This window comes from Streptomyces sp. NPDC060205 (assembly GCF_042728395.1).
GTDB lineage: Bacteria > Actinomycetota > Actinomycetes > Streptomycetales > Streptomycetaceae > Streptomyces.
Genome location: NZ_JBHWZP010000585.1, coordinates 1 through 2,788, shown reverse-complemented (window position 1 = coordinate 2,788; position 2,788 = coordinate 1). Strand labels below are relative to the sequence as shown.

Annotated in this window: 3 protein-coding genes; 1 reads left to right on the top strand and 2 read right to left on the bottom strand. The window is 69.7% G+C overall.

Features of this window, described 5'->3' with window-relative positions:
* Positions 1-88 precede the first annotated feature (88 nt).
* Complete coding sequence (locus ACFWGJ_RS43180; RefSeq protein ID WP_107015315.1) at positions 89-589, bottom strand: hypothetical protein; 501 nt, start codon at positions 587-589, stop codon at positions 89-91.
* Between the two features lie 37 nt (positions 590-626).
* On the opposite strand from ACFWGJ_RS43180, the gene ACFWGJ_RS43175 reads away from it, so the two are divergent.
* Positions 627-2,030 carry a M1 family metallopeptidase gene (locus ACFWGJ_RS43175; protein WP_387334446.1) on the top strand — a complete coding sequence of 468 codons (1,404 nt, stop codon included), beginning with the start codon at positions 627-629 and terminating at the stop codon, positions 2,028-2,030.
* A gap of 24 nt (positions 2,031-2,054) precedes the next feature.
* Here the strand turns inward: ACFWGJ_RS43175 and ACFWGJ_RS43170 are convergent, their stop codons facing one another.
* A complete protein-coding gene (locus ACFWGJ_RS43170) occupies positions 2,055-2,570 on the bottom strand; it encodes a GNAT family N-acetyltransferase (protein ID WP_387334445.1) in 516 nt (171 codons plus the stop codon).
* Positions 2,571-2,788 lie beyond the last annotated feature (218 nt).

Sequence of the window (2,788 nt, the reverse complement as noted above, 5' to 3'; positions counted from 1 at the left end):
GTCGTTGGGTTTCAGCCTGTCCGGCGTTTGAGGACGAGGCCGTTCAGGCCGATGGGGGGCTGGGGGCGCAGCCCCCAGGGCGTCTGGCTCAGGGGAGTCTGGGGAAGCGGGCTTCCAGGTTCCAGATGGCCGGGTTGTCCCGGAGACCCTCGTGGAGGTCTGTCAGGTCGGCCAGGACGTCGTGGAGGAAGTCCCTTGCCTCGCGGCGGAGTTCGGTGTGGGAGAAGGTGAGTGGGGGTTCTTCCACCGGCATCCAGTCCGACTCGATGTCCACCCAGCCGAAGCGGCGCTCGAAGAGCATGCGGTCGGTGGACTCGGTGAAGTCCAGTTCGGCGCGCTGAGGGCGGGAGGCCCTGCTGCCCATGGGGTCCTGGTCGAGTTGTTCGACGATGTCGCACAGGGCCCAGGCGAAGTCGAGCACCGGCACCCATCCCCAGCCTGTGGACAGCTCGCGGTCCGCCTTCGTGTCGGCGAGGTAGACGTCTCCGCAGAACAGGTCGTGGCGCAGCGCGTGGACGTCCGCGCGGCGGTAGTCGGTCTGCGGGGGGTCCGGGAAGCGGGAGGAGAGGGCGTAGCCGATGTCGAGCACGTGGGTGATGGTGTCACGCCGTTCTAGGATCGCCCCCATGCCCCGGTCTGCTCGCTTTGGTCCTGTCGCTGTTCTGCTGGCTTGCCTGGTCGCCGGCTGCGATGGGGGTGTGGGGGGTGTCGCGGGGGGTTCCGGGGTGGGGGATCCGTACTTTCCCAAGGCCGGGAACGGGGGGTACGACGTGACCCATTACGGGCTCACGCTCGACTACGAGCCGAAGTCGCGGCGGCTGGTGGGGAAGGCGGAGATCCGGGCTCGGGCGAAGAAGGATCTCAGCGCGTTCAATCTTGATCTCAAGGGGATGGAGGTCGGGTCGGTCGAGGTGGACGGCGAGCCCGCTCGGTTCAACCGCAGTGGTGATCATGAGCTGACCGTTCGGCCGCGCAAGGATCTGGAGGGCGGGGATTCCTTCGTGGCGGTCGTGCGCTACGAGGGTGTGCCGGAGGTCATCACCGATCCCGACGGGTCCGAGGAGGGGTGGCTGCCCACCGAGGACGGGGCTCTGGGGCTGGGGGAGCCCACCGGGTCGATGGCCTGGTTCCCCGGGAATCATCATCCGAGCGACAAGGCCTCGTACGACATTGTCGTCGAGGTGCCCGAGGGGGTGGAGGTCGTCTCCGTCGGGGAGTTGCGGAAGCGGGCGGTCAAGGGTGGGCGGGCTGTCTTCGACTGGCGGGTTTCGGAGCCTGTGGCTTCTTATGTGGTGACCGTGGCCGTGGGGGAGTTCGAGATCCGTCGGTCGAAGGCGGGGCGGCTGCCCGTCTATGTGGCCGTGGATCCCGATCAGGCGGCGGACAGTGCCGAGGTGCTCGATCGCATTCCCGAGGTCATGGAGTGGGCCGGGGAGTACTTCGGGCCGTATCCGTTCTCGTCGACGGGCGCGATCGTGGAGCGTGAGGACGACGCCGGGTACGCCCTGGAGACCCAGAACCGGCCCGTGTTCCCGGGTGCGCCCGGCGTGGAACTTCTCGTGCACGAGCTGGTCCATCAGTGGTACGGGAACTCGGTCACCCCGAAGTCGTGGCGTGACATGTGGCTGAACGAGGGCTTCGCCACGTACGCCGAGTGGTTGTGGGACGAGGACCACGGCGGGGACTCCGTGCAGGACGTCTTCGACGCGCTCTACGAGGGCGACTACTTCGAGAAGGAGGCGGAGAGTGACGCTGTCTGGGACTTTCCGCCCGCCCGGCCGCCGAGTGCCGCGCGGATCTCCGACAGTCCGGTGTACGAGCGGGGTGCCATGGTGCTGCACAAGGTGCGGCAGGCCGTCGGTGACGACGTGTTCTTCGGCATCCTGCGGGGATGGGCCGCCGAACGGCGGCACGGCAACGCGGACACGGACGACTTCACCGCCTTCGTGGAGAAGGCGGCGCCGGACGAGGACCTGTCGGGGATCTGGGACGACTGGCTCTACGGGGAAGGGCGGCCCGGGAGTCCCTGATGTGCTCCGGCAGGGTCCGAGGGGCTAGTGAAGGATTTTGCGTAGGACCGTGCAGGGGCGGCCCAGCTGGCGGTCCTTGCGGTGGCCGATCGTCTCGTAGCCGATCGTCGTCCAGAAGGCGAAGGCGCCCGGGTTGTTGTCCAGGGCCGCCAGGCGCACGGCGTCCCGGCCCGCCTCGCGGAAGCGGTCCTCGATGCGTGCGGCCAGCTGCCGTCCGTGGCCCTTGCCCTGGTGGGCCGCGTCGACCAGCAGCAGGCCGATCCACGGGTCGGGGTCGCCCGGGTCCGGGTGGTGGGCGAGCGTGATCGCGATCGCGACGAGCTGTCCGGCGCTGCGGGCCTGGAGGACCTCCACGTCCGGGTTCGCCAGTTCGTCCGCCAGCGCCCTGGCGACCTGCTCCGGGCGGATGTCGTGCGGGTCGGGGAAGTCACCGCTGAGGGCGTAGAACGCGTGGTTCGAGGCGTAGAGCGCGGTGAGTTCGGTCAGGAGGGGGCCCGGCAGGTCGTGGTCCGGGGTGAGGGTGAGGGGTTCGAGGATCACGCCCGGAAGGGTAGGCGCTCCGCTGGGGGGCGGGGGTGATCTTGGGTTGGCGTTCGGGTGCGGGTGCGGGCCGGTGGGGGTGGGCCGCGCAGTTCCCCGCGCCCCTTCGGGGGTGCGTTCGGGTGCGGGACGGTGGGGGCTGGTCGCGCAGTTCCCCGCGCCCCTTCGGGGCGCCGGTGCGGGGGTGTACGACCGAGGGGTTCGGGCCGGCTGCAGCC